This window comes from Streptomyces sp. NPDC004721 (genome assembly GCF_053601495.1).
Genome location: NZ_JBSGBZ010000126.1, coordinates 1 through 6,092, shown reverse-complemented (window position 1 = coordinate 6,092; position 6,092 = coordinate 1). Strand labels below are relative to the sequence as shown.

The 6,092-nt window shown below is 70.4% G+C and carries 7 protein-coding genes; 6 read left to right on the top strand and 1 reads right to left on the bottom strand.

Features of this window, described 5'->3' with window-relative positions:
* The 3 genes from ACWEK3_RS41910 to truA all read left to right on the top strand — a co-directional run.
* A partial coding sequence (locus ACWEK3_RS41910) for a DNA-directed RNA polymerase subunit alpha C-terminal domain-containing protein (protein WP_308812713.1) occupies positions 1-314 on the top strand: 314 nt, incomplete at its 5' end.
* Positions 315-505: 191 nt separating this feature from the next.
* Positions 506-1,012 (top strand): 50S ribosomal protein L17, encoded by a 507-nt coding sequence (gene rplQ / locus ACWEK3_RS41905; protein WP_390727245.1) that lies wholly within the window; start codon positions 506-508, stop codon positions 1,010-1,012.
* A 91-nt stretch (positions 1,013-1,103) separates the two neighbouring features.
* Positions 1,104-1,958 (top strand): tRNA pseudouridine(38-40) synthase TruA, encoded by an 855-nt coding sequence (truA, locus tag ACWEK3_RS41900; RefSeq protein WP_361427547.1) that lies wholly within the window; start codon positions 1,104-1,106, stop codon positions 1,956-1,958.
* A gap of 58 nt (positions 1,959-2,016) precedes the next feature.
* On the opposite strand, the gene ACWEK3_RS41895 is transcribed toward truA, so the two are convergent.
* On the bottom strand, positions 2,017-2,898 hold the full coding sequence (locus ACWEK3_RS41895) for a hypothetical protein (protein WP_450546747.1): 882 nt from the start codon (positions 2,896-2,898) through the stop codon (positions 2,017-2,019).
* A gap of 377 nt (positions 2,899-3,275) precedes the next feature.
* Between ACWEK3_RS41895 and rplM the strand changes: the two genes are divergently transcribed.
* The 3 genes from rplM (at position 3,276) to glmM (ending at position 5,836) form a co-directional block, all read left to right on the top strand.
* A complete protein-coding gene (gene rplM / locus ACWEK3_RS41890) occupies positions 3,276-3,719 on the top strand; it encodes a 50S ribosomal protein L13 (protein ID WP_030173943.1) in 444 nt (147 codons plus the stop codon).
* A gap of 42 nt (positions 3,720-3,761) precedes the next feature.
* The gene (gene rpsI, locus ACWEK3_RS41885) at positions 3,762-4,274 is read left to right on the top strand and encodes a 30S ribosomal protein S9 (RefSeq protein WP_095750302.1); all 513 of its coding nucleotides are present in this window, start codon (positions 3,762-3,764) and stop codon (positions 4,272-4,274) included.
* A 203-nt stretch (positions 4,275-4,477) separates the two neighbouring features.
* Positions 4,478-5,836, top strand: a complete 1,359-nt coding sequence (gene glmM / locus ACWEK3_RS41880; RefSeq protein ID WP_361427554.1) for a phosphoglucosamine mutase — start codon at positions 4,478-4,480, stop codon at positions 5,834-5,836.
* Positions 5,837-6,092 lie beyond the last annotated feature (256 nt).

Below are 6,092 nucleotides of genomic sequence, written 5' to 3'. Positions count from 1 at the left end.
CCCCGACGGACGCCGCCCTGGCCGCCGACCTGGCGCTGCCGATCGAGGAGCTGGAGCTCACGGTCCGCTCCTACAACTGCCTCAAGCGCGAGGGCATCCACTCCGTGGGTGAGCTCGTCGCCCGCTCCGAGGCCGACCTGCTGGACATCCGCAACTTCGGTGCGAAGTCCATCGACGAGGTCAAGGCGAAGCTGGCCGGCATGGGCCTGGCCCTCAAGGACAGCCCGCCCGGATTCGACCCGACCGCCGCGGCGGACGCGTTCGGCGCCGACGACGACGCGGATGCGGGCTTCGTCGAGACCGAGCAGTACTGAGCTCGGGACCGACTGCCGGTTTCTGGCTGCGGGCTCGCTGTGGCTGGTCGCGCAGTTCCCCGCGCCCCTTTGGGGCGTGGGTCCTCCGGAAGCCATGAAAAGGCGTCCGGATCTCCGACGGGCAAACCCGCTCGCTCGGATACTGACCCCGGTACCTGATACGGCCGGGGCAGACAACTAGGAGAAGAACCATGCCGAAGCCCACCAAGGGTGCCCGTCTGGGCGGCGGCGCCGCGCACGAGAAGCTGCTCCTCGCGAACCTCGCGAAGGCGCTGTTCGAGCACGGCCGCATCACCACCACCGAGGCGAAGGCCCGCCGCCTGCGCCCGTACGCCGAGCGTCTGGTCACCAAGGCGAAGAAGGGCGACCTTCACAACCGCCGCCAGGTGCTCCAGGTCATCACGGACAAGAGCATCGTCCACACGCTCTTCACCGAGATCGGCCCGCGGTACGAGAACCGTCCGGGTGGCTACACCCGCATCACCAAGATCGGCAACCGCCGTGGCGACAACGCGCCCATGGCCGTGATCGAGCTGGTCGAGGCGCTGACGGTGCAGCAGAACGCCGTGGGTGAGGCCGAGGCCGCCACCAAGCGTGCGGTCAAGGAGGCCGAGGAGGCCAAGGTCGAGGAGACCAAGGCGGACGAGGCTCCGGCCGAGGCCACCGAGGCTCCCGCCGAGGAGTCCAAGGACGCCTGAGGCCCTGCCTGACGTCGGAAGCGGGTCCGCCCCTCGGGGCGGGCCCGCTTCCGCGTTTCTTCCGGGGGATCCGCCCTGAGAGGATCTGCACGTGAGTGACGAAGTACAGCCCGGTCATGTCCGCGTCCGTCTCGACCTGTCCTACGACGGCACCGCCTTCCACGGCTGGGCCAAGCAGGCCGGCGGCAGGCGGACCGTGCAGGGGGAGATCGAGGACGCGCTGCGCACGGTCACGCGGTCCGCGGAGACGTACGAGCTGACCGTGGCCGGACGGACCGACGCCGGGGTGCACGCGCGGGGCCAGGTGGCGCACGTGGACCTGCCCGAGCGCGTCTGGCGCGAGCACCACGAGAAGCTGCTCAAGCGGCTCGCCGGGCGGCTGCCCAGGGATGTGCGGGTGTGGGCGCTGCGGCCCGCGCCCAGCGGCTTCAACGCCCGGTTCTCGGCCGTCTGGCGCCGCTACGCCTACCGCGTCACCGACAACCCCGGCGGTGTCGACCCGCTGCTGCGGGGCCATGTCCTGTGGCACGACTGGCCCCTCGACGTCGAGGCCATGAACGAGGCCGCGCGGCGGCTGCTGGGGGAGCACGACTTCGCCGCCTACTGCAAGAAGCGGGAGGGCGCGACCACCATCCGCACGCTCCAGGAACTGAGCCTCGAACGCGGCGGTGACGGCATCATCACGGCCACCGTCCGGGCCGACGCGTTCTGCCACAACATGGTGCGCTCACTCATCGGGGCGCTGCTGTTCGTCGGTGACGGCCACCGTCCGCCGGACTGGCCCGGAAAGGTGCTGGCCGCGGGGGTGCGGGACTCCGCCGTGCACGTCGTGCGGCCGCACGGGCTGACCCTTGAGGAGGTCGGCTACCCGGCCGACGAGCTGCTTGCCGCGCGCAGCCGGGAGGCGCGCAACAAGCGGTCCCTGCCGGCGGCCGGCTGCTGCTGAGCGGCGGTCCGCCGGTCCCCTGCGTGTCGCCCGCCGCCGCGTGGCGGCGGGCGGCCGGCTACTGGTTGGCCGCGGCCGACGCCTGGGTCTCGCCGCGCCGGCGGATCTGCTGGAAGGAGAACTCGGCGAGGTCGTCGCCGGCCCGGAAGGCCGCGGTGTCCTTGTTCGTCACGCTCGTGCCGTTGGTGAAGCCGGTGAGGGTGAAGTAGGCGTAGCGGCCGTAGGAGTTGGTCGTGGAGCGGCAGACGGCGCCGTTGCAGAAGGCTTTGACGCCGCTGCCGGACAGCGGCTTGATGATGCTCCTCTTGTCCGTCTCGCTCTTCGCCTTGAGCGCCTGCGCCTCGGTGTCGAAGACCGCGATGCCGACCGTGACCGCGACGCCGCCCTGGCTGTAGGTCACCCGCAGCAGGCGGGTGCAGTCGTTGTCCGTGAGGGCCTTGACGAGCGTGCCCTGGGCGGCCGTGGCGCAGCTCTTGGCGTCGTCCGTGGGCCCCTTCTTGTACACGGTCTCGCCCATGGTCAGCTGGGTGCCCGGGAAGAGCGTGTCCGTGCTGAGGGGGGCCGTGTCCTTCTTCGCGCTGGATATGAAGTCCTTCGGGTCCAGCGGAGGCGGAGCGGTGGTCGGGGCGAAGGACGGCCCCGTGGCGGAGTCGCTCGGCAGGGCGGAGGTGCCGGGCGGCTGGGTGGCCGGCCCGCCCGACGCGTTGTTGTCGCCGTTCGCCGACACCATGGCCATGGCGACGGCCGCGCCGATCCCGACGGTGGCCAGCAGGCCACCGCCGACGAACAGCAGCCGGCGCCTTCTGTTCCGCGCCTCCGAGGCCTCGGCGAGCGCGGCCCAGTCCGGGGTCTGGCCGCTGCCTCCGCTGTTCCGCGACTGCTCAGAATTCGGTTTCCAGGGATCCCACTGGGACTGCGAGCCCCCCTGCCCATAACTCATGGGGCGCATCTTAGACGGGGTCCGAGGGCCCTCCGCGCGCCCGCCGCCGGCCCTCCCGGGGCCTTAGGTGCACGCCGGTACAAAGCGACGCGCCGCCGACGGATACCAGCCGTCGAGCGGCCGGGAATACGGTGCCGGAACCGCCGGGACCCGCGGTCGCACACCGTTTTGACCGTTCCAGGGCGCCACGGGTATCCTGCATCTTCGTTGTGTATTGGCTTGCTCATTCTCACGGGACGGGCCCTTACACCGGTCCACCGGGCCGATGACCAGCGACCAGCACGCGGTTTGCGTCACCGTGGTGCGGTCAGGGCTGTCGTGATCGTCTTCGGTGACCTTGTCAGGACCACCCACTGAAGAAGCGAAGGCTACGAACCGTGCGTACGTACAGCCCCAAGCCCGGCGACATCACGCGCCAGTGGCACGTCATTGACGCCCAGGACGTCGTCCTGGGCCGCCTGGCGTCCACCGCCGCCACCCTCCTGCGGGGCAAGCACAAGCCGATCTACGCGCCGCACGTCGACGCTGGTGACTTCGTCATCATCATCAACGCGGACAAGGTGCACCTCTCCGGCAACAAGCGGACCCAGAAGATGGCGTACCGCCACTCCGGCTACCCGGGTGGTCTGCGCTCCGTCCGTTACGACGAGCTGCTCGACAAGAACCCGGAGAAGGCCATCGAGAAGGCCGTCAAGGGCATGCTCCCCAAGAACTCCCTGGGCCGTCAGATGCTCTCGAAGCTGAAGGTCTACAAGGGTGACCAGCACCCGCACGGCGCCCAGCAGCCGGTGCCGTTCGAGATCACCCAGGTCGCGCAGTAAGTCCGGCCACCCCCTAAGACTGAAGAGAATCTGAGGAGAATCGTGGCCGAGACCACTGCCGAGCAGCCGCTCGAAGAGCTTGACATCGACAGCTACACCACCGAGTCCGAGGTCCCCGTCGAGGGCGAGTACACCTCGGAGTCCATGGCCTCCCGCTTCGGCGAGCCGCAGCCGGCCGCCGGCCTGGGCCGCCGCAAGAACGCCATCGCCCGCGTCCGGATCGTCCCGGGCTCCGGCAAGTGGAAGATCAACGGCCGCACCCTCGAGGACTACTTCCCGAACAAGGTGCACCAGCAGGAAGTCAACGAGCCCTTCAAGGTGCTCGAGCTCGAGGGCCGTTACGACGTCATCGCCCGCATCGCCGGTGGCGGCGTCTCCGGCCAGGCCGGTGCCCTCCGCCTCGGTGTCGCCCGTGCCCTGAACGAGGCCGACGTCGACAACAACCGCGGCGCGCTCAAGAAGGCCGGCTTCCTGCGTCGTGACGACCGTGCGGTCGAGCGCAAGAAGGCCGGTCTGAAGAAGGCCCGCAAGGCCCCGCAGTACAGCAAGCGCTAATCTCAACGGCGCCCCTGCACGTACTCCGAACGCCCCGGCGGCACGCCTATGTGCCTCCGGGGCGTTCGTTTATCGCAAGGCTTCGGCGTATAACGGCACAAGGTGCTCAACGGCTGGTGTGATCGGATGCCCGGAGCGTCGAATGCCATGGACCGGCCCACGGACCGGCCCCTTCTCGAACTGACGCTTCCTCAGGAGGACAAGTGGGACGACTCTTCGGCACGGACGGCGTCCGTGGTGTCGCCAACGCGGACCTGACCGCCGAGCTGGCGCTCGGCCTCTCGGTCGCGGCGGCGCACGTACTGGCCGAGGCGGGCACCTTCGAGGGCCACCGGCCGACGGCCGTGGTCGGGCGGGATCCGCGCGCGTCCGGGGAGTTCCTGGAGGCGGCCGTGGTCGCGGGCCTGGCGAGCGCGGGTGTGGACGTCCTGCGGGTCGGCGTACTGCCGACGCCGGCGGTGGCGTACCTGACCGGGGCGCTCGGCGCCGACCTCGGCGTGATGCTCTCGGCCAGCCACAACGCCATGCCCGACAACGGCATCAAGTTCTTCGCCCGGGGCGGTCACAAGCTCGCCGACGAGCTGGAGGACCGGATCGAGTCCGTCTACGAGGAGCACCGCACCGGCGCGCCCTGGAACCGCCCGACGGGCGCCGGCGTGGGCCGGGTACGCGACTACGACGAGGGCTTCGACGGGTACGTCGGCCACCTCGTCGGCGTCCTGCCGAACCGGCTCGACGGGCTGAAGATCGTGCTCGACGAGGCGCACGGCGCCGCGTCCGGCGTCTCGCCGGAGGCCTTCCGGCGTGCCGGGGCCGAGGTCGTCACCATCGGCGCCGACCCGGACGGCCTCAACATCAACGACGGCTGCGGCTCGACCCACCTCGGCCCGCTCAAGGCCGCCGTCGTCGAGCACGGCGCCGCCCTCGGCATCGCGCACGACGGCGACGCCGACCGCTGCCTGGCCGTGGACCACACGGGCGAGGAGATCGACGGCGACCAGATCCTGTCCGTGCTCGCGCTGGCGATGCGGGAGCGTTCCGCACTGCGCTCCGACACCGTCGTCGCGACCGTGATGTCGAACCTGGGCTTCAAGCTGGCCATGGAGCGCGAGGGCATCCAACTCGTGCAGACCGCCGTCGGTGACCGCTACGTCCTGGAGGAGATGAAGGACAAGGGCTACGCCCTCGGCGGCGAGCAGTCCGGCCACGTCATCATCCTGGACCACGCCACCACCGGCGACGGCACGCTCACCGGCCTGTTGCTGGCCGCCCGGGTCGCAGGGACCGGTCGTACGCTGCGGGACCTGGCCTCCGTGATGGAGCGCCTGCCGCAGGTCCTCATCAACGTCCCCGACGTGGACAAGTCCCGGGTGAAGACCTCCGCCGACCTGGCCGCCGCGGTCGCCGAGGCGGAGCGGGAGCTGGGCGGGACCGGCCGGGTGCTGCTGCGCCCGTCGGGCACCGAGCCGCTGGTCCGGGTGATGGTCGAGGCCGCGGACATCGAGCAGGCCCGCTCGGTGGCGGGCCGCCTGGCTGATTCGGTGAAGTCGGCGCTCGGCTAGTGCCCCGACAGGCTACGTTCGCCCCGTCGCGACGCCCGGCACGCCCTCTCGCCGCACCGGCCGAAAGCCCAAGTACGTCCAGTACGAGGACTTCCGGCCGGCGCGCCGATAGCACGCACCGGACGCCGCTCCTTCACGGGCAAACGTTGCCTGCCGCGGCACTAGTGGTGTGTCGGTGCTTAGTTGTGGTGTGTCTGGTTGGGAGGTTGGTGTCTGGCAGATTCCTTCCCCTTTGCCAGATAGGACTGTTGCCGTG

Excerpts from the sequence above, each read along its gene's own strand:
- rplQ (WP_390727245.1), top strand. The coding sequence starts at position 506 with ATGCCGAAGCCCACCAAGGGTGCCCGTCTGGGCGGCGGCGCCGCGCAC.
- ACWEK3_RS41895 (WP_450546747.1), bottom strand. The coding sequence starts at position 2,898 with ATGAGTTATGGGCAGGGGGGCTCGCAGTCCCAGTGGGATCCCTGGAAA.